The organism is Desulfurivibrio alkaliphilus AHT 2, assembly GCF_000092205.1.
GTDB lineage: Bacteria > Desulfobacterota > Desulfobulbia > Desulfobulbales > Desulfurivibrionaceae > Desulfurivibrio > Desulfurivibrio alkaliphilus.
Genome location: NC_014216.1, coordinates 92,130 through 109,751 on the forward strand (window position 1 = coordinate 92,130; position 17,622 = coordinate 109,751).

A 17,622-nucleotide genomic window follows, 5' to 3' on the forward strand; every position below is an offset into this window, starting at 1 on the left:
AAGTTCCTACAACCAACCCTTGCGTTTGAAATAATAAAGCATCCCGCCGGCCACCGCGAGCATTAAAGCCAGCACCAGGGGGTAGCCGAACGTCCAGCCCAGCTCGGGCATGTTCCAGGGGCTGGCCTCGGGGTCGAAATTCATGCCGTAGACCCCGGCGATGAAGGTCAGGGGAATAAAGATGGTGGCAAACATGGTCAACACCTTGATGGCCTCGTTCATGCGGTTGCTCAGGCTGCCAAGGTAGATGTCCAGCAAACCGGCGGTGATGTCCCGGTAGGTTTCCACCGTGTCGATCACCTGGATGGTGTGGTCGTACAGGTCTTTCAGGTAAATATTGATGGCCGGGTCAATCAGTTCGGTTTCATCGTGGCGCAGCAGGCTGTTTAATATCTCGCGCATGGGCCAGACCGATTTGCGCAGCAGGATCATCTCCCGCTTGAGACGGTGGATTTTTTCCGCATTTTCCCGGCGGGGGGCGCTGAGCACCTCCTCTTCCAGGGTTTCGATCTCCTCTCCCAGATTTTCCAGGGTTTGAAAGTAGCTGTCCACCACTGCGTCCAGTAGAGCGTAGGCCAGGTAATCAGGCCCCATGGTGCGGATTTTGCCCTTGCCGCTGTTAATGCGGTGGCGGACCCCGGCGAAAATCGGGGTGGGGCTTTCCTGGAAGGTGAGCAGAAAGTTTTTTCCTAAAATTATGCTGATCTGGTCTGAAGCCAAGGCGCCGCGCGCCTGGTCGTAGGTCTGGGTCCTGGCCACCAGAAATAGGTAGTCGTCGAAAATATCCAGTTTTGGTCGCTGGGTGGTGTTGCAGATGTCTTCCACGGTCAGGGGGTGCAGTTTAAAGCAGGCGGAAACCTTTTCGATGATGTCCACATGGTGCAAGCCGTCGACGTTGATCCAGCTTACTCCCTCCCGGTCATGGTAAAACCGGCACTGTTCGGCCTTTTCCGTGGTCTCTTCCCGGCAGCCGTGCCGGTCGTAGTGCAACACCGTAATGTTGACCCGCTCGGTCTTGCGTTCGCCGACATGGATCGGTGTGCCTGGCGGCAGCCCGGCCTTGAGGGGGGCATTGCCCAGTACCCGGGCAATGATCCCGGAGTTGTAAGCACTCATGGGGCACCCTGTGGCCGGATGTCGGAGGCTTGCCTGATACCTGGCAGTTCAAATTTGTCGCGGACCATGGCTGACTGATACCATCATTTATCTGCTGCAAGCAAGCCCAAATTGTCGTAGAGTCTGCGCTGGCATTAAAGCGATAGCGTAAGCGTTCACCAGGGGTACTAGCATACCGGTATAACGGGCCGTAAGCGTTCAGCAGTGCCGCAGGTTCGGGCAAGCAGCCAGGCGCAGCGTACCCCCTGTACGTAAGCCTGGCTGATCGCCCGAAGATGCGGTGCGGCTGAACGCTTACGCGGTAGTGGAGATGACAAAGGAGTGGTGCAATGACCTCGAGTATTGATGCTGGTTGGCGGCAACAGCTTTATCAGTGGATCGAACAGCGGTGGGTGCAGCAGGCGGTGATCGGGGTGATTATCGCCAACGCGGCGATTCTTGGCTTGGAGACCGTGCCCCGGGTCAACGAGCCTTACGGCGATCTGCTCTATACCCTGGACCGGTTGTGTCTGACCATCTTTGTGGTGGAACTCACCGTGGCCATGATCGCCATGGGGCCGGCCCGGTTTTTCCGCGATCCCTGGCGGGTGTTTGACTTTGTCGTGGTGGGCATCGCCCTGGTTCCGGCCACCGGCGCCTTTTCGGTGCTGCGCAGTCTGCGGGTGCTGCGGGTGTTGCGGCTGGTGTCGGCCTCGCCCCGGATGCGCAAGGTGGTTGCCGCCCTGCTGCAGGCCATTCCCGGTTTAAGCTCGATTGCGACCTTGCTGCTGCTGATCTTTTACGTGGCGGCGGTGATGAGCACCAAGCTGTTCGGCGAGCACTTCCCGGAGTGGTTCGGCTCCATCGGCGCCTCCATGTATACCCTGTTCCAGGTGATGACCCTGGAAAGCTGGTCCATGGGTATTGTCCGCCCGATACTCGCCGAGTTTCCCTATGCCTGGCTCTTTTTCGTGCCCTTTATCATGGTGGCCACCTTCACCATCCTCAACCTCTTCATCGCCGTCATCGTCGAGGCCATGCAAAGCCAGGCCCAGGCCGCCCAAGCCGAACAGATGCACGAAATTGAAGCCCTGGCCGAGGAAAAGGAATCGGCCCTGCATCGGGACATCGACAAATTGCGAGATGAGATCAGGGAGCTTAAGGCGATCCTGGCCCAGCAGCGCTGACGCGGCCTGCCGCGTTCCGGCTATCGTAATCGTTCACCAGGGGTACTAACCTGCCGGTTTAACGGGCTGTAATCGTTCAGCAGTGCCGCAGGTTCGGGCAAGCAGCCAGGCGCAGCGTACCCCCTGTACGTAAGCCTGGCTGATCGCCCGAAGATGCGGTGCTGCTGAGCGATTACCGGCTATCTCCTCTTCAGGGCTTCGATCCTTTCTTCAAGCGGCGGATGAGTCATGAAGAGGCGTTTGAGGCCCTGGCCTATGCCGCCGGAAATGCCGAATGCGGCCATCTGGTCGGGCAGGTGGGGCTGGTCCACGTTGCGCTTAAGTTTTTCCAGGGCCGCCACCATTTTATCGCGACTGGCCAGCCGAGCGCCGCCGGCATCGGCCCGGAACTCACGCTGGCGGCTGAACCAGAAGACAATGGTGCTGGCCAGGATACCGAAAACCACCTGGGCGACGATGGCGGTGATGTAAAAGCCCGGGCCATGGCCCTGTTCGGTCTTGAAAACCACCCGGTCCACCAGGTGGCCCACCACCCGCGAGGCGACGATGACGAAGGTGTTGACCACCCCCTGGATCAGGGCCAGGGTAATCATGTCGCCGTTGGCCACGTGGCTGACCTCGTGGGCCAGAACCGCTTCCGCCTCATCCCGGTTCATGGCCCGCAGCAGCCCGGTGCTCACCGCCACCAGGGCTTTGTCGCGGCGGGCGCCGGTGGCAAAGGCGTTGACATCCGGGGCGTCGTAAATGGCTACCTCCGGCATGCCGATACCGGCCACCCGGGCCTGGTTTTTCACCGTCTCCACCAGCCAGGCCTCGGCCTCGTTGCGCGGGGTGGTGATTACCTGCGCCCCGGTGAGGCGTTTGGCGGTCCACTTGGAGATGGCCAGCGAGATAAAGGAACCGCCAAAGCCGAAGACGGCGGCAAAGATGATCAGGTTGCGCATATCCAGCCCGGTCCCGGTTTCATCCAGGATCCGGCCTACCCCCAGCAGGCTCAGGACAATACTGAGCACCAGGACAATGGCCAGGTTGGTGGCGATAAAGAGTGCAATCCTTTTCATGCTGCTTCCTCCAAGACTACTGTTCGATTATACCGTCTTTGATAGTGATGGTGCGGCCGGCCCGTTCGGCCAGCTCCGGGTTATGGGTGATCATGATCACCGTCAGCCCATTCTGATGCAGTTTGTGCAAAATATCAAAAATTTTCTCACTGTTGGCCGAATCCAGGTTGCCGGTGGGTTCGTCGGCCAGGATCACTTCCGGATCGTTGACCAGGGCGCGGGCGATGGCGGTGCGCTGCATTTCGCCGCCGGAAAGCTGGGCCGGCACATGGTGCAGCCGCTCCCCCAGGCCCACCGCTCGGGCCAGCTCCTCGATCCGCCCCGGCGCCGGCTTGCTCTTGCTGAACATCAAGGGCAGGGCGATGTTATCGAGCACGCTCAGGCCCGGTATCAGATAGAACTGCTGAAATATAAAACCGATTTTGTTGCGGCGCAAGGTCACCAGCTCCGATTCCCGCATCTTATCCACCCGCAGGCCGTCAAAGTGCATTTCGCCGCTGCTGGGCAGATCCAGGCAGCCCAGAATGTGCAGCAGGGTGGTTTTGCCGGCCCCGGAAGGTCCGATGACCGAGACAAATTCCCCGGCCTGAATTTCCAGGTCAATTCCCCGCAGCGCCCGCACTTCCTCGGCCCCACGGCGATATTTCTTTTCCACGTTTTTCAGTTTGATCATCTTTTGGGCTTCCTTAAAGCTGGGCTAGCTCTTAATGGCTTCAATGGGGTTGATGCGGGAGGCCTTCCAGGCCGGATAGAGCCCGGCGACCAGGCCCACCACCAGGGCAAAACCCACGCAGGCCAGGGCCAGGGTCGGGTCGAAACTCAGCATGTCGCCGCCGGGCACGTAGGGCATGATCCGGCGCACGTAATTTTCAATCAGTTGCGCCCCCACGGTGGCAATGGCGATCCCCGCCGCGCCGCCGACAATGGTGAGAATGGTGGTTTCCTTGAGGATAATCTGGAACACGTTCCAGCGGGAGGCCCCGATGGCCCGCATCATGCCGATTTCCTGGGAACGCTCGAACACCGCCATGAGGATCGAGTTCATCACCCCCACCGCCCCGATCACCAGCGCCACCAGGGCAATGGCCAGGCTCAGCGACTTGGCCGAGGCGGCCACGTTGGCCACCGAGTTCATCACCTGGCTCATGGTGACAATCTGGATGCCGGGCATCTCCTCTTCCAGTTGGTTAATGATACTGCCCATCCGCTCGGGAGCGCTCACCTTGACCCCGATGGCGGTGGCGCCGTCGGGGTTGTCCATCAGCCGTTGGGCGGTGCCGATGTCGAGATAGACAAAAGCGTCGTCCTGGCTGTTGGTCCGCTCGAGGATGCCGGTGACGATGAAGGTTTCATCCACGGCGGGATAACGGAATTCATCCCCCAGGCGCAGCCCGGCATGTTCGGCCACATCGTAGCCCAGCAGCAGTTCGTTGGGGGCGGTGGGAATTTCGCCGCTGATCCGCCAGTCGGGCTTGATCTCCCGCAGTACTTCCATTTCCACCCCGTAGATCAGATCAATGCGGTGCCGGTCCGGGTTGGGCAACTGGGCCACCAGGATCGGGGTGGCCAGCTCCACCCCGTCGATTTTGCGGACATCATCAATGACCCCGGCATCGAGATACTTGGGCACCACCGCGCCGTGCAGCACCAGGGCCGCCACCTCATGGGCGCAGCCCACCGGCACCACCATGAAGTGCAGCCCGGTGGCCTGCAGCTCCCGGGCCAGGCCCTGGTCAAAGCCGCGGTTGAAGGAAAAAACCGAAAAGAGCACCCCCACGGCGGCGGCAATCCCCAGCATGGTCAAAAAGCTGCGGGTGCGATGTCGCAGCAGGTTCTGGACCGAAAGTTTCAGCATGCCGCTCATATGGTTTCCACCCCTTGGGCAATCAACAGCAGGTTGTTCTGGAAAGTGGTCACGGTGCCGGTGGCCATTACCCGGCGGCCGGGCATGGGCGGCAACTCGAAGTTGTTGGTGGAAAGATCGATATAGATCTGGGCGGTTTCATCCCGGAGGACAAACCAGCAGCCGTTGGACTCGCACTGGGTGTAAACCGTTCCCTGCACGGTGACTTTCTGGTTCAGCAACTGTGGCTGCAGAAAGATATCCTGTACCGCCACCCGGGGGGCGCTGGGGTCGACCCCTTCACCGTAGGTTTCCTTGCCGCAGCCGCTCAGCAGCAGGCCCATAAACAGCAGGGCCAGAAGCATCGGGACCCAGGGCCGCCTGGTCGTTTTGTTGACTCTTTTCATGTGCTGGTTCTCCATATTTTCCATATTAGTTACCCGGTTGTGAGCCGGCTGCTAAAAAAGCTGTTGGGGGACTTGAGATACCTAGTGGAAGACAGAATGTAAACAGAATTGTTCCTTAAAAAAAGGTTGTACATTGTGGTAAGCCGGAAAAACGGCTTTATGCTTTAAGATCTTCAAAATCGCGGCGAATTTCTGCCAGTCTGCGGCGGTAGCCTTCTGCGTCGCCATATTCCACAAATTTGTGATAACGGCCATGGATGGCTGCCGTGCGGCGGGCATGTTTGATGGGGCACCAGTACTGTTCGGTGCGGGCGGCGATCTCGCGGGTGTAGGCGATCAGGCCGTTGACGTAGCCGCAGTAAGCACAGTTGAGCTTTTCAATGATGTTGAGATAGCGCAAAGCGTGGCGGTCGATGACAATGTAATCCCGCCGCCGCACCTTGGGGATGCCGTAAATGGGAAAGCAGACGGCGTGGTAAATAGTGATGAAAATATCGAGCAGCACCGCCGGCAGCAGGCAGGCCCAGATTACCGGTGCAGTGATGATCACCAGCAACCTTGATTCATACAGGAACCGCCGGACCGATTGCATCAACTGCCGGTGGCGCCGCTTGGCTTCGCTGGAGAAGATCACCTTGCGGTTTTTGATCTGGTAGGCGAATTCCTTTTCCTTGCGCTGAATTTCTTCGGTAAGTTCCTGCTCAAGAGCTTTGATTCTCTCCAGCAGTTCCTGGATATGATTTTTCATCAAGCGACCTTTTTTAGGCATTAAACCTTGCAGCTAAAAAGCTGGTGGCATGCGTATCCCTCAAACCGAAGGACGAGGGGTAACCTTGACAACGGGCGAAACCTAAGTGATGGCCGGGCAAGTTGCAAGTTTTACGTTGACTACCCCCCCTTGACAAGGGTTGGGGTAACCTTTACCCTGTCCGGTTTTTACCGCCGTTTGGGTGGCAGCATAAAGTCAAAGGAAACATTAAAAAGTACAACAAACAGGGAGTTGAGTCGTGAAGCAGGAGGGCGTGGAGTTGCGGCGCGAGGTTTACCGGCAGGATGTGGAAAAAATGGCCGACTGGATGGCTGACCGGGAGGTCACCGAATACCTCAATGAAGATCAGAACATCGACGGTGAGTTGAAAAACCTGCTATCCAGCTCACAACTGCCTATTTATTCGCCTCACTTTAATCGTAACGGCAGTTTTTTTCTGGTCACCTTGCCATCCCGGGGCCCCATTGGTTTTGTTCGGCTGGTACCCAAAAGAGAGCAGGCGGAGGTGGTGGTGGTGATTGGTGAACGGCGCTGCTGGAGCCAGGGTTACGGGCGTCAGGCCATCTTTCAGGCGGCTCGGTACGCCTTTTTTGAATGGCGCAAGGAGCGGGTGGTGGCCACCATTCACCGGGAAAATCAGCGCTCGAAAAAGGTGTTTAAGAAGGCGGGGTTCCGTAAAGCGGAAAGGCTGGCCACCGAAACCCGCTACACCTTGCCGGTGGAAAAATTCCACAGCGTCAAATAAAATTGATGTTACCGGGGTTGCGGCTTTTTTGCTTGACTTTGCCGGTGCGTAAACCGATACTACCCGGGTGGTCGTTGTTTTGCCGTCAGATGGCGGTGGCCCAAGCGGCAGACATTTTTTTTTAAGCTAACCCAAAGCCAGCGAGAGAGACGTGTCCAATCCCAATCTGATCACCTGTATCGTCCAGCGTGGAGATGCCGATAAGGTCGTGGCCGCAGCCATTAAGGCCGGGGCCGAAGGTGCCACCATCTATTATGGCCGCGGAACCGGGATACGCCAGCAGCTTGGTTTGGCCGGTCGCTTCATTCGGCCGGAAAAAGAGATTATCTTGATTGTGACCCGGATCGAGGAAACCGATGCGGTGTTCAATGCGGTGGTCAAGGCCGCCAAGTTGGAAGAAAAGGGGCGGGGATTCGCTTTTTTGCATAAACTCGATCGCGCCGTGGGCTTTTTATAAAAAACACCAAGGCCCTGCCGCATCACCGGCGGAGTTGAAGCGCGGATGCTGAAAATTCTTTCTTTTTTTACACTGATCTGGGTAGCCGCCCGGTTTGTCTACGGGTTGGACTTTGCCCCGCTGCTGGAATTGCTGGAGCAGTTCATCGTGGCGCATAACTACCCGCTGCAGGCTGCCGGGGTGCTGGTGGCCCTTTGCCTGCCCGGCATTACGCGCACCTTCGAGGGGTTGGGGCTTTATTCCCTGATGTATTCCCTGGCCAGGCTCTTCTTCTTTTTGAGTACCATTCTGGTCTGCCTGGTGTCGTTGGCGGCGGTTTTGTTCTGGTTCGATCTCGGGGTTAATCTCTGGGCCATGCTGGGCCTGATCGCCGCTTTACCCATCCTGATCGCCGGCAGTGCCGCTTTCAGCCTGCACATCGCCGATTTCAACTATCCGGTTAAGGCCTCCCTGGTGCCGCTGCTGATGCTTGCCGGACTTTCCGCTTTTGTTGTTTTCCTGGCAGCCTACTACGGCATTTGAAAGCGCTGAGCGGGGTCTTTGGTTTAATCATTTTTCAGCCCATCAAAGTCTCGTCTGCCGGCTTTTGAACAGGGCCTTTTCCACCTCCACCAGCACGAAGAGCAGGAGACCAAAGGCCAGGATGCGGCCCCAGTCTTCAAGCCCGATGGGGGCGGTACCGAAGAGGAACTGGGCCGGCGGGGCGTAGGTGAAAAGTCCCTGCAGGACGATCAGAACCCCAATGGCGATCAGCACCGGCCGGCTGCCCAGCAACCCCTCGCGGTTGCATACCGGCTCCAGAATGTAACGGCTGTTGAACAGGTAAAAAAGCTGGCCCATCACCAGGGTGTTGATGGCCACGGTGCGGGCGACCTCCACCGCCACCTCCTGCCGCTCCATCCACAGAAAATGGCCGAAAGTGCCGGCCACCAGCAAAGCGGAGACAAAAACCACCCGCCAGATCAAAAAGCCGGTGATAATCGGGGTTTCCGGCGGGCGCGGGGGGCGTTTCATAACGCCGGGCTCGGTGGGCTCGAAGGCCAGGGCCAGGGCCAGGGTGACGGCGGTGACCATGTTCACCCACAGCACCTGCACCGGGGTCAGCGGCAGGGTCAGGCCCAGCATAATGGCGGCGACAATGGTGAAGGCCTGGCCGCCGTTGGTGGGCAGCAGGAAGAGAATCGCCTTGCGCAGGTTGTCGTAGACCGTGCGCCCTTCTTCCACGGCATGGGCGATGGAGGCGAAGTTGTCGTCGGCCAGCACCATTTCCGCCACCTCCTTGGTGGCCTCGGTCCCCTTGATGCCCATGGCGATGCCCACGTCGGCGCGTTTCAGGGCCGGGGCGTCATTGACCCCGTCGCCGGTCATGGCCACCACCTGCCGGTTGGCCTGGATGGCCCGCACCAGGCGCAGCTTGTGCTCCGGGGTGGCCCGGGCGAAAACATCCACCTCGCGCACCATTTGCACCATTTCCTCATCGGAGGTCTGCTCCAGTTGCTGGCCGGTGACCACCCCTCCCGCGGTCTGGATATTCAGCTCTTCGGCGATGGCTTTGGCGGTCACGCCGTGGTCGCCGGTGATCATCTTCACGTCGATCCCCGCCTCCCGGCACTGCTGGACCGCTTCAATGGCCTCGTCCCGGGGCGGGTCGATGATGCCGCACAGCGCCAGCATGGTCAGGCCGCCGTCTTCAATGTCGGAAAACTCCAGGGCGTTATGGTCCGTCTCGACCTCCTTGGTGGCCACGGCCAGCAAGCGCTGCCCCCTGGCGGCGATGGTCTCCATCTGCTGCTGCCAGCGGTCCTGGTCGATCTCCCGGTCGCCGTCGCTGGTGCGCTCCTGGGCGCAGACCGCCAGCACCCGCTCGGGGGCGCCTTTAAGATAAAGAAATCGGTGCTGGTTTTCATGGTGATGGTGCAGGGTGGCCATGAATTTGTAGGAGGACTCAAAGGGAATCACGTCATCCCGGGGAAAGAATTCATTGAGCTGCTTCTGGTTAAGCCCGGCCTTGAGGGCGGCGGTGACCAGGGAACCTTCGGTGGGGTCGCCCTCCAGTTTCCATTGCCCCTCCTGCTGTTGCAGCTCCGCGTCGTTGCACAGCAGGATGCCGCGCAGGGCCTCGGCCAGCACCGGTTGCTCATCGGGGTTGATGTCCTGGCCGTCCAGAGCAAAGCCGCCGTGGGGCTCGTAGCCCACGCCGCCGATCTCGAAGGTTTGGTCGGCGGTGACCATGCTTTTCACGGTCATCTCGTTGCGGGTCAGGGTGCCGGTTTTGTCCGAGCAGATGGTGGTCACCGAGCCCAGGGTTTCCACCGCCGGCAGGCGGCGAATGATGGCGTTGCGCGCCGCCATGCGCTGCACCCCGATGGCCAGGGTGATGGTCATGATGGCCGGCAGACCTTCGGGGATGGCCGCCACGGCCAGGCTGACCGCGGCCAGGAAAGTCTCCATCAAATCATAGTCGCGCAGCCAGTAGCCGAAGGCGAAAGTAAAGCCGGCCAAGGCGATAATGACCACCGACAACCAGCGCCCGAAGATCGCGATGTCGCGCAGCAGCGGCGTGGTCAGGGTTTCCACCTCGCCCAGCATGGTGGAAATTCGCCCGATCTGGGTGTCGGCCCCGGTGGTCACCACCACGCCCCGCCCCTGGCCGAAGGCCACCAGGGTGCCGTAGAAGGCCATGCCGGTCCGGTCGCCCAGATCGGCCGCTTCCTCCACCGGCTCGGTTTTTTTATCAACGGCCACCGATTCGCCGGTGAGCACCGCTTCGTCAATTCGCATGTTATGGGTGCGCAGCAGGCGCAGATCGGCGGGCACCCGGTCTCCGGCCTGCAGGTAAACAATGTCGCCGGGGACCAACTCTTCGGCGGGCACGGTGCGCCGCTGCCCGTCGCGCAGGGCCATGGCCTTGGGCGAGAGCATGTTGCGGATGGCGTCCAGGGCCTGTTCCGCCTTGCCTTCCTGGATGAAGCCGATGACGGCGTTGATCAGCACCACCCCCAGGATCACCCCGGTGTCCACCCAGTGCTGCAAAAAGGCGGTGCCCGCGGCCGCGGCGATGAGGATATAGATCAGTACATTGTGGAACTGGAGCAGGAAACGCTTGAGCGGCCCGGTCCGCTCCGGTTGGGGCAGGCGGTTGGGGCCGAAGCGTTCCAGCCGCTGCCGGGCCTCGTCGGCGCCGAGGCCACGGTCGGAGACTTCCAGGCTGGTCAGTACTTGCTGCGTGTCCTGGCTGTGCCAGGGCGTGTCGGGGGGTGAGGGGTTCATGGGAGCAATCTCTTGATCATGATTTTTTCAGCTTCAACGATTATAAACACCAGCAGGCCGAAAAGTAAAATCCGCCACCAGTGCTCCGCGGGGATGGCGGTGGTGCCGAACAGGGCGTTCATAAAGGGGGCGAAGGTAAAGGTCAACTGCAGGATAATCAATATCCCGATGGCGGTCCACATGGCCCGGGAGCGGAAGACCTCCAGGCCGATCAGCACCGGCTGGTGAATCAGGCGCAGGTTCAGCAGGTAAAAGGCCTGGCCGGCCACCAGGGTGTTGATGGCCACGGTGCGGGCCAGCTCCAGGGAGGCCCCGGCCACCTCTTCCATCCAGACAAAGTGCCAGAAGGTGCCGGCCCACAGCAGCAGCGCCACAAAAGGAATGCGCCAGAGCATAAAGCCGGAAATCAGCGGTGCGTCGGGGGAGCGGGGCGGGCGCTTCATCACCCCCGGCTCGGCGGGCTCGAAGGCCAGCGCCATGGCCAGGGTCACCGAGGTCACCATGTTGACCCACAGCACCTGGACCGGGGTCAGCGGCAGGGTGTAACCCATGATAATGGCCATGATGATGGTCAGCGACTGGCCGGCGTTGGTGGGCAGGGTGTGCAGGATGGCCTTGCGGATATTATCGTAAACCGTGCGCCCTTCCTCCACCGCGTGGGCGATGGAGGCGAAATTGTCGTCGGCCAGCACCATCTCGGCGGCCTCCTTGGCCGCCTCGGTCCCTTTCCGGCCCATGGCGACCCCCACATCGGCCCGTTTGAGGGCCGGGGCGTCGTTGACTCCGTCGCCGGTCATGGCCACGATGCGCCCCTCTTTTTGCAGCGCTTCCACCAGGCGCAGTTTGTGTTCCGGGGTGGTGCGGGCAAAAACCCCGGCCCGCCGGGCGGCCTCCCGCAGGGCCGCCTCATCCATCCCTTCCAACTCATGGCCGGCGATGGCGGTGATGCCGTTGCCCATGCCCAGTTGCTCGCCGATGGCCCGCGCGGTGACCAGATGGTCGCCGGTGATCATCTTCACCGCTATTCCCGCCTCGCGGCACTGGCTGACGGCATAGACCGCCTCTTCCCGGGGCGGGTCGATGATCCCCAGCAGCGCCAACAGGGTGAAACCGCCGGTTTCCACTTCCCGGTAGGTCAGTTCGCGCCGGTCCGGCTCGATCTCGCGGGTGGCCACCGCCAGCAGCCGTTCTCCCCGGGCGGCGGTTTCTTCCATGTATTGCTGCCAGGCGGCGGGGTCGAGGGGGGTATGGCCACCGTCAGCGGTGCGCTGGTGACGGCACAGTTCCAGCACCCGCTCCGGCGCCCCTTTGAGCAGCACCCGGCCATGTCCTTGATGATCATGGTGCAAAGAGGCCATGAATTTATGATCCGAGTCAAACGGAATCACGTCGGTGCGCGGCAGGTGCTCCTGCTCGGTGTGGGTGACCAGCCCCGCCTTGCAGGCTGCAGTGATCAGTGCGCCCTCGGTGGGGTCACCCTCCATGACCCAGGCGCCCTCACGTTCATGGAGCACCGCATCGTTGCACAAAAGCCCGGCCCGCAAGCTCTCTATAAGCACCGGGTGGTCGTCCGGCTCCACGTCCTTGCCGGCCAGCAGGAAACCGCCGCGGGGGTCATAGCCCACCCCGGTGACTTCAAAACGCTGCCCGGCGGTGATCACGGTCCGGACGGTCATCTCGTTGCGGGTCAGGGTGCCGGTTTTGTCCGAGCAGATGGTGGAAACCGAGCCCAGGGTCTCCACCGCCGGCAGGCGGCGGATAATGGCGTTGCGTTTGGCCATTTTCTGTACCCCGATGGCCAGGGCAATGGTCATGATGGCGGGCAGGCCTTCGGGGATGGTGGAGACGGCCAGGCTGACCGCTGCCAGAAACATTTCATCCAGCGGATAACTTTGCACCCAGTAGCCGAAGGCGAAGGTGGCGGCGGAGATGGTAATGATCACCAGCGCCAGCCAGCGGCCGAACTGCTCCATCTGGCGCACCAGCGGGGTTTGCAGGCTGTGCACCTCGCCAAGCATCCGGGAGATCTGGCCGATCTCGGTGTGAGCGCCGGTGGCCACCACCACCCCCACTCCCCGCCCGAAGGCCACCAGGGTGCCGGAGAAGGCCATGCAGGAGCGATCGCCCAAAGCGGCGTCCGTTGCCACCGGTTCCACCGCCTTGTCCACCGGTACCGATTCCCCGGTGAGGGCCGCCTCTTCGATCCGCAGGTTCTTCACCTCCAGCAGGCGCAGATCGGCGGGTACCCGGTCACCCGCCTGCAGGTGCACAATATCGCCGGGCACCAGCTCGCCGGCCGGCACCTCCCGGCGCTGGCCATGGCGGACCACCACGGCCATGGGCGAGAGCATGTCGCGGATGGCATCCAGGGCCTTTTCCGCCTTGCCTTCCTGAACAAAACCGATGAGGGTGTTGATTAGCACCACCGCCAGGATTACCCCGGTGTCGACCCAGTGTCCCAGCAGAGCGGTGCCCAGGGCCGCCAGCAGCAGAATGTAAATCAGGACGTTGTGGAAATGGCGCAGGAAACGGTGCACCATCCCGGTCTTTTCCGGCGGCGCCAGGCTGTTGGGGCCGTAGCGGGCAAGACGCCGGGCGGCCTCGTCGGCGCTCAATCCCTGGCGCTCGGTGCGCCAGCGGGTAAGGGCTTCCTCCCCGGAGCGGGCGTGCCAGTCGCGGGCGGAGATGCGGTTGTGGGAGTTGCTATCTGTTGCAGTGTTCATCGCCAATACCGGCTCTTGCGTAAGCCATCATAGGGCCTCCCTCCTTACGGTGCCTGGCCCGGCTTGACAGCCCCCGGGGATGGCTTCCCCTGCGTTCTGTCTCAAGTAATGGGCCAGGGCTCATTGATCCGGCTTTCGCTCTGGTAACAAAAATGGTTCCAACTGAATTGTCGTCCGGAAACCGGACAGCGCAGGGTGACCTTTTGTTCATCGATGGCCGCAACTTCCCAGTCACCCCGCCGGGGTCCGGCGGTGATGCGGATCTTCTGTCCGGGGGTAAAGGGATAGGGGGTAAAAAAAATAACCTGGTGGCCTGGCATAAGCGGTTTGACCTCCTGCATTTTAAATGACAACCCCAAAAGGGTTTCAGGGTAGATAGACGATCAGGGCGCCACCCCGCCCCTGGCGCTTTTTCTCCCAGCGGAAGGCGGCTATTTTTTGTTCTGCCTGCAGGGTTGCCAGGGCGGCCTCGGTCACCGGCGGCAGCACCGGCTCCCCTTGGGAGTGCAGGCCTTTACCGGTGATGATGCGCAGAGTGGCCAGGCGCAATTCCCGGCAATGGGTTATGAAGCGTTTGACGGCCTTTTCCGCTTCCGGGGCGGTCAGGCCGTGCAGATCCAGTTCTTCCTGGGGGGGCGGGTACCGCCGCAGTTTTTGCTCCAGTGTGGGCTTTGGGGGGAGCTTTTCGCTTTTGGCCACGTTTTCCAGGTCGTCAAGGTATTGGTCGACCAGCGAGCCAAAACCCTTTTTCGAGGTGGCAGATTGAGAGAAGATGTTGGGGTTTGCAAGGTCGTTTTTGCGGTTGCTCATAAGGCTGATGAGTGCTGCCGGTCGCGGCAACTATGTCATGTTATTTTGTTATAATTGCGACCTTGTAAAAAAAAGTCCGAACAAATAATCACAAGGTGGAAAGAGCATCATTTTTTTATGGTTCGGGGCGTTAGTTCCTGCTATTATGACGTCGCTTGGCTATTCCAGTCAACAGGAGAATTATTAAATTTGTGTGGGGGCTTGTATGGGAAGGAAGCTGCATTTCATAGTTACCAGTGAATATGGCAGAACCCGCTCCTTTTCCATTAAAAAACGGCGTATTATGGCCTTGGGAACGGTGTTTGTCGCTTTGCTGGTGATCAGCGCCGTGGGCTGGCAGGCGGCGGTGGAAAATATTACCTTGCGGGCGAAAAGTGCGGCCGTTAAGTATGAGTTGGCGGCGGTTAAAGAAAAACATCGCCAGATGCTGGCTCGAGCGGCGGCCAAGGAAGAACAGCAGCGGCAGACGCTCGACACCGCCATGGAGGAGTTGCGGAAACGCAGTGAAGCCATTGAATCGATCTTGAGCGCTGTAGATATCGATATCGAGATCGGTGAAGGTGAGAGCAACACCGGTGGCCCTTTTATCGGCCTTGATGACGGCACCTACGATGATTTGACCTTCAAGGTCGATCACTACCTGAACTTTCTGGAGTCCATGCCCCTGGGTACCCCGGTCCCCGGCACTCTTACCTCTCCGTTTGGCCGCCGCACCGATCCTTTCACCAGGCAGCCGGCCATGCATGACGGGCTTGATATCCACAACCGGGTCGGGACTAAAATCAAAGCGCCCGCCGCCGGGGTAGTTACCACCAGTAATTACAACAGGTTTAATGGCAACTATCTGGTTATTGATCACGGCAACGGTTTTGCAACCCGCTACCTGCATTTGCAGCGCAGTTTGGTGAAGGCGGGAGAAAGGGTGGAGCGCGGCCAGAAAATAGCCCGGCTGGGAAATACCGGTCGCAGTACCGGGCCGCATCTGCATTACACGATCCTGTACAATGGGGAAGCCATTGATCCTTACCGGTTTGTCCGGGTGGCCTCAGTGCTGGATGGTTCCGTTTCCGCCAGCGGCGGTTCGGTTCGCGGTCAGGAAGTACGTTAAGGGGGAGTCATGGTTTTCTGGCGCAAGAAGAAGGATGATTTGGAAGCCGGGGCGGTCACCAGTATCCTGGGGCAGGAGTTGCAAATGGAGGGCGATGTCTCCTTCAAGGGCAAGCTCCGGCTGGATGGCAGGGTTAAGGGCAATGTGCAGGGTGATTACCTGATTCTGGGTGAAAACGGGGTGGTTAACGGCGATGTGCAGGTTAATACCTTTGTCTGTTCCGGCCGGGTGGATGGTAATGTTAATGCCAAGAAGTTTCAGATTTCCAATCGGGGGGTGATCAACGGCAAGGTCGAGGCTTCCGATTTGGCTGTTGAGTCCGGCGCCGCCCTGAACGGCGAAGTTAAGTCCCGCAGCAAGGAATTGCGACTGGTGCCCGGCACCTCCATTCCCAAGGAGGAGTGGGATGCCCAGGTTAAAGGTGCGGCTTCCGGGGCCTCGGGAGCCAAAAAGGCCGCTGCCGCCGTGGCGGCTGCGGGGAAATCCGGCCAGCAGGAGTCCAGCTCCGCCCCGGACAAGCCCGGTAAGCAGGAGGCCGCTGCCGTGGCCGGGTAAGTAAACACGAAGCACCGCCGGTTATTGAGTTTTTTTATATCGTTAAAGTTTGGTTCTCCGACAGCTATTGGCAGCTATATTTGGTCCGGTTTCTTCCCGATGCCGGGCCTTTTTTTTTATCTTTTAATCTTCCCCCGGCCGATTATCGGTGACCGAGTAAGCGCCCATGGGGCGCTTACCTTGTTATTGTAAGGCCAGGGCCCGGGAGTTGGCCGAAGACTGTAATACCCCCACCTGATCGACATAATCGTAAACCGTGGGCTGTTTGCCGGCGGCCGGGCGGAGAATGCGGCCTACCACCTGGAGCAGGCGACCGGTAAACTTGATGGGGGTGGTGAGGAAGAGCGAGCGCAGGCCCGGGCAGTCAAACCCTTCGCCGATCAGTTGGACGGTGGAAATCAGCACCCGGACCCGGCCTTCCTGGATGGCCGCCACCAGCTCGCTACGTTGCTCCGCCGGGGTGGCCCCGGTCAGTATTTGGCAGTCAACCCCGCGCTGCTCCAGCAAACGGGCCAGTTCCTGGCAGTGCCGGACCCGGTCGCTGACCACCAGGATGGTGCCCGTTTCCGTCGCGCCGTTGCCACCGACCGTGGCCCGGGCTTCCCGGGCGATGTCTTCGGCGATCAACTGATTGCGCTTTTGGTCGGCGGTCAAGGCCTTCATCAGTGCCTGGTAGTTGCCGCGATATAGGTAGCGAAAGGCGGTGGGGCGCTGGATCAGCCGGGCTTTGAGCACCGCCCCGCTGCGCTGCAAATCGCCGGTGTCAATGCGGTGTACCCGGTCACCCAGGTAGAAGTTGATCAGCGGTGTAAGGCCGTCGCGGCGGTAAGCAGTGGCCGACAGGCCCAGCATGTAACGGCAGTCAAAGGCGGTGACCACCTCGGTAAACAGTGATGAGGGCACCCGGTGGCATTCGTCGACGCAGAGTTGCCCGAAAAGCGGCGGCAACTCCCGGGCCATTCGGCGGGCGGAGTTGACGATGGCCACGGTAACGGGCTCGAGCCGGCGGTGCCCGTCGCCCAGCAGGCCGGCTTCAAGTCCCAAAAATTCGCCGATCCTCTCGGACCACTGATAGAGCAGCTCTTTGGTGTGAACCAGCACAATGGTGGGCTGTTGACGGGCGGCGATCACCGCGCAGGCCACCACCGTTTTGCCGGAACCGGTGCCGGCCTCCAGCACCCCGAAGTCCCGGCCTAAAATGGCCTCCCGGGCCTGGTGCTGGTAAGGGCGCAACTCCCCCTGGAAAGCGAACTCCTGCGGGGCGATTTCCCGGCGGCGGTCAATGATTTCCGGGGTCTGTCCCATTTCCTGCCGGCACAGCAGCACCGCCTGCCTGGCCCAGCCGCGGGGAAAGATGAGTGCTTCGCCGCTTTCCTGATAAAAATATAGCTTGGGTGGCAGGTTTTTGCCGACCCAACGGCTGTACTTGCGGGCATCGCGGTACTTGGGGTTATCCAGGGTCAAGCGCTGCTTGATCAGCGCGCGCAGTCCGGCGTTGCCCCCGCTGAGCCGGGCCTGGTGGTCCACAGTCAGAATCGGTGGGATTTGCTGAGATGGTGCCGGTGGCTTATTGCTCATCATGCCGCTAACCA

Annotated in this window: 17 protein-coding genes; 6 read left to right on the forward strand and 11 right to left on the reverse strand. The window is 60.4% G+C overall.

Features of this window, described 5'->3' with window-relative positions; genetic code table 11:
- Positions 1-6: 6 nt before the first annotated feature.
- The gene (gene corA / locus DAAHT2_RS00415; protein WP_013162320.1) at positions 7-1,116 is read right to left on the reverse strand and encodes a magnesium/cobalt transporter CorA; all 1,110 of its coding nucleotides are present in this window, start codon (positions 1,114-1,116) and stop codon (positions 7-9) included.
- A 329-nt stretch (positions 1,117-1,445) separates the two neighbouring features.
- On the opposite strand from corA, the gene DAAHT2_RS00420 reads away from it, so the two are divergent.
- Complete coding sequence (locus DAAHT2_RS00420) at positions 1,446-2,282, forward strand: ion transporter (protein ID WP_013162321.1); 837 nt, start codon at positions 1,446-1,448, stop codon at positions 2,280-2,282.
- Between the two features lie 179 nt (positions 2,283-2,461).
- On the opposite strand, the gene htpX is transcribed toward DAAHT2_RS00420, so the two are convergent.
- The 5 genes from htpX to DAAHT2_RS00445 form a co-directional block, all read right to left on the reverse strand.
- On the reverse strand, positions 2,462-3,343 hold the full coding sequence (gene htpX, locus DAAHT2_RS00425; RefSeq protein ID WP_013162322.1) for a protease HtpX: 882 nt from the start codon (positions 3,341-3,343) through the stop codon (positions 2,462-2,464).
- Positions 3,344-3,359: 16 nt separating this feature from the next.
- Positions 3,360-4,016, reverse strand: a complete 657-nt coding sequence (locus tag DAAHT2_RS00430; RefSeq protein ID WP_013162323.1) for an ABC transporter ATP-binding protein — start codon at positions 4,014-4,016, stop codon at positions 3,360-3,362.
- A gap of 24 nt (positions 4,017-4,040) precedes the next feature.
- Positions 4,041-5,207: an ABC transporter permease gene (locus tag DAAHT2_RS00435; protein WP_013162324.1), complete on the reverse strand. Its 1,167-nt coding sequence runs from the start codon at positions 5,205-5,207 to the stop codon at positions 4,041-4,043.
- Positions 5,204-5,593, reverse strand: a complete 390-nt coding sequence (locus DAAHT2_RS00440; RefSeq protein WP_013162325.1) for an OB-fold nucleic acid binding domain-containing protein — start codon at positions 5,591-5,593, stop codon at positions 5,204-5,206. The genes DAAHT2_RS00435 and DAAHT2_RS00440 overlap by 4 nt, the downstream gene beginning before the upstream one ends.
- A 157-nt stretch (positions 5,594-5,750) precedes the next feature.
- Positions 5,751-6,341: a hypothetical protein gene (locus tag DAAHT2_RS00445; RefSeq protein ID WP_013162326.1), complete on the reverse strand. Its 591-nt coding sequence runs from the start codon at positions 6,339-6,341 to the stop codon at positions 5,751-5,753.
- Between the two features lie 259 nt (positions 6,342-6,600).
- Here DAAHT2_RS00445 and DAAHT2_RS00450 point away from each other — a divergent pair, with 259 nt between their 5' ends.
- The 3 genes from DAAHT2_RS00450 to DAAHT2_RS00460 all read left to right on the forward strand — a co-directional run bounded on the left by DAAHT2_RS00450 (position 6,601) and on the right by DAAHT2_RS00460 (position 8,086).
- Positions 6,601-7,107 (forward strand): GNAT family N-acetyltransferase, encoded by a 507-nt coding sequence (locus DAAHT2_RS00450; RefSeq protein ID WP_013162327.1) that lies wholly within the window; start codon positions 6,601-6,603, stop codon positions 7,105-7,107.
- Positions 7,108-7,258: 151 nt separating this feature from the next.
- Positions 7,259-7,564 (forward strand): P-II family nitrogen regulator, encoded by a 306-nt coding sequence (locus tag DAAHT2_RS00455; RefSeq protein ID WP_013162328.1) that lies wholly within the window; start codon positions 7,259-7,261, stop codon positions 7,562-7,564.
- Positions 7,565-7,609: 45 nt separating this feature from the next.
- On the forward strand, positions 7,610-8,086 hold the full coding sequence (locus DAAHT2_RS00460) for a hypothetical protein (protein WP_013162329.1): 477 nt from the start codon (positions 7,610-7,612) through the stop codon (positions 8,084-8,086).
- A gap of 42 nt (positions 8,087-8,128) precedes the next feature.
- On the opposite strand, the gene DAAHT2_RS00465 is transcribed toward DAAHT2_RS00460, so the two are convergent.
- The 4 genes from DAAHT2_RS00465 to DAAHT2_RS00480 form a co-directional block, all read right to left on the reverse strand.
- Positions 8,129-10,834, reverse strand: a complete 2,706-nt coding sequence (locus DAAHT2_RS00465) for a cation-transporting P-type ATPase (RefSeq protein WP_013162330.1) — start codon at positions 10,832-10,834, stop codon at positions 8,129-8,131.
- A complete protein-coding gene (locus tag DAAHT2_RS15185) occupies positions 10,831-13,557 on the reverse strand; it encodes a cation-transporting P-type ATPase (RefSeq protein WP_013162331.1) in 2,727 nt (908 codons plus the stop codon). The genes DAAHT2_RS00465 and DAAHT2_RS15185 overlap by 4 nt, the downstream gene beginning before the upstream one ends.
- Positions 13,558-13,658: 101 nt before the next feature.
- Positions 13,659-13,877 (reverse strand): hypothetical protein, encoded by a 219-nt coding sequence (locus DAAHT2_RS00475; protein ID WP_013162332.1) that lies wholly within the window; start codon positions 13,875-13,877, stop codon positions 13,659-13,661.
- A 46-nt stretch (positions 13,878-13,923) separates the two neighbouring features.
- Positions 13,924-14,367 (reverse strand): Smr/MutS family protein, encoded by a 444-nt coding sequence (locus DAAHT2_RS00480; RefSeq protein ID WP_013162333.1) that lies wholly within the window; start codon positions 14,365-14,367, stop codon positions 13,924-13,926.
- A 205-nt stretch (positions 14,368-14,572) separates the two neighbouring features.
- Between DAAHT2_RS00480 and DAAHT2_RS00485 the strand changes: the two genes are divergently transcribed.
- Together DAAHT2_RS00485 and DAAHT2_RS00490 are read left to right on the forward strand one after the other, a co-directional pair.
- On the forward strand, positions 14,573-15,475 hold the full coding sequence (locus DAAHT2_RS00485) for a M23 family metallopeptidase (protein ID WP_013162334.1): 903 nt from the start codon (positions 14,573-14,575) through the stop codon (positions 15,473-15,475).
- A 9-nt stretch (positions 15,476-15,484) separates the two neighbouring features.
- Positions 15,485-16,030 carry a bactofilin family protein gene (locus DAAHT2_RS00490; RefSeq protein WP_013162335.1) on the forward strand — a complete coding sequence of 182 codons (546 nt, stop codon included), beginning with the start codon at positions 15,485-15,487 and terminating at the stop codon, positions 16,028-16,030.
- 183 nt (positions 16,031-16,213) lie between these two features.
- On the opposite strand, the gene DAAHT2_RS00495 is transcribed toward DAAHT2_RS00490, so the two are convergent.
- Positions 16,214-17,611 (reverse strand): DEAD/DEAH box helicase, encoded by a 1,398-nt coding sequence (locus DAAHT2_RS00495; RefSeq protein ID WP_157861377.1) that lies wholly within the window; start codon positions 17,609-17,611, stop codon positions 16,214-16,216.
- Between the last annotated feature and the right edge of the window lie 11 nt (positions 17,612-17,622).

Excerpts from the sequence above, each read along its gene's own strand:
- DAAHT2_RS00460 (WP_013162329.1), top strand. The coding sequence starts at position 7,610 with ATGCTGAAAATTCTTTCTTTTTTTACACTGATCTGGGTAGCCGCCCGG.
- DAAHT2_RS00475 (WP_013162332.1), bottom strand. The coding sequence starts at position 13,877 with ATGCCAGGCCACCAGGTTATTTTTTTTACCCCCTATCCCTTTACCCCC.
- DAAHT2_RS00485 (WP_013162334.1), top strand. The coding sequence starts at position 14,573 with ATGGGAAGGAAGCTGCATTTCATAGTTACCAGTGAATATGGCAGAACC.
- DAAHT2_RS00430 (WP_013162323.1), bottom strand. The coding sequence starts at position 4,016 with ATGATCAAACTGAAAAACGTGGAAAAGAAATATCGCCGTGGGGCCGAG.
- corA (WP_013162320.1), bottom strand. The coding sequence starts at position 1,116 with ATGAGTGCTTACAACTCCGGGATCATTGCCCGGGTACTGGGCAATGCC.
- DAAHT2_RS00420 (WP_013162321.1), top strand. The coding sequence starts at position 1,446 with ATGACCTCGAGTATTGATGCTGGTTGGCGGCAACAGCTTTATCAGTGG.
- DAAHT2_RS00480 (WP_013162333.1), bottom strand. The coding sequence starts at position 14,367 with ATGAGCAACCGCAAAAACGACCTTGCAAACCCCAACATCTTCTCTCAA.
- DAAHT2_RS00445 (WP_013162326.1), bottom strand. The coding sequence starts at position 6,341 with ATGAAAAATCATATCCAGGAACTGCTGGAGAGAATCAAAGCTCTTGAG.
- DAAHT2_RS15185 (WP_013162331.1), bottom strand. The coding sequence starts at position 13,557 with ATGAACACTGCAACAGATAGCAACTCCCACAACCGCATCTCCGCCCGC.
- DAAHT2_RS00490 (WP_013162335.1), top strand. The coding sequence starts at position 15,485 with ATGGTTTTCTGGCGCAAGAAGAAGGATGATTTGGAAGCCGGGGCGGTC.
- DAAHT2_RS00440 (WP_013162325.1), bottom strand. The coding sequence starts at position 5,593 with ATGAAAAGAGTCAACAAAACGACCAGGCGGCCCTGGGTCCCGATGCTT.
- DAAHT2_RS00465 (WP_013162330.1), bottom strand. The coding sequence starts at position 10,834 with ATGAACCCCTCACCCCCCGACACGCCCTGGCACAGCCAGGACACGCAG.
- DAAHT2_RS00435 (WP_013162324.1), bottom strand. The coding sequence starts at position 5,207 with ATGAGCGGCATGCTGAAACTTTCGGTCCAGAACCTGCTGCGACATCGC.
- htpX (WP_013162322.1), bottom strand. The coding sequence starts at position 3,343 with ATGAAAAGGATTGCACTCTTTATCGCCACCAACCTGGCCATTGTCCTG.
- DAAHT2_RS00495 (WP_157861377.1), bottom strand. The coding sequence starts at position 17,611 with ATGATGAGCAATAAGCCACCGGCACCATCTCAGCAAATCCCACCGATT.